Annotated in this window: 1 protein-coding gene; it reads right to left on the bottom strand. The window is 61.0% G+C overall.

All coding sequences use genetic code 11. The features are described 5' to 3' along the window. Positions 1 to 466 precede the first annotated feature (466 nt). Positions 467 to 744 (bottom strand): hypothetical protein (locus tag J1M87_RS25380; protein WP_206492491.1); only part of this gene is annotated, 278 nt, incomplete at its 5' end.

Below are 744 nucleotides of genomic sequence, written 5' to 3'. Positions count from 1 at the left end.
TGACGAAGACATCTTCGTGGCGTTCGGGATTTCGGGTGCGGAGTATCGGCGCCGGTTGTGGTGGGCCTTGAATCTGCCCAGTGGCCCAGACCTGGACGACGATGTCCGTGATCGACTCCGTGAGTACTCCCATGCGTACCACACGCCTACGCCATCGTCGGGCCGGTAGCGAAGTTCGCGATGCACTCAGTGGCGTGTGGAAATGGGGTGATCGCGACGTGAATCGACTTCCATCAGCGAGGGCGATCAACGCGAGGATCAGTAGTGTCGATGACGTTTGTCAGTGTCAGAAGTTGGCTGCACTTCGTGCTGACACCGGGTGTTGGCCTGGGGAACCCTTGGTGCGGTTTCGCAGCGCTCGCGTGATGTCGATGATCGTCATGGCCAACAGGGCTGGTATGGCAATGCTTAGTACGGCCGCGGACCCGATAGCCGAGGCGACCAGAATTGAGTAGATGTCCACCGGTCAGGTCTTGTCGCTGACGTCTGTCGGTGCTGTCGTCGATGGTTCGGATTTGTGGTGCTCGATGATGTCGGCGTCGTCGGCGAAGATCAGCGTTCCGTCCTCCGACGCGATGGCCCATCGATGGGGCATGGCCCGGTCTCGGCCGGCGGCAGGGACGGTCAGCAAGTAGTCGGCGAAGTCCTCGACTACGGTCCCGGTAGCGGTGCCGCCCTCTAGGCGTCGCACTTGGAGTGTGTCACCAATGGTGGGTGGTGTCGTTGTGATCTCTACCGGTTCGG

It is taken from the genome of Rhodococcus sp. KRD162, assembly GCF_017168335.1.
Taxonomy (GTDB): Bacteria; Actinomycetota; Actinomycetes; order Mycobacteriales; family Mycobacteriaceae; genus Rhodococcoides.
Note: the sequence above shows the minus strand (reverse complement) of the source record. Positions and strands in the feature narration are given on the sequence as shown.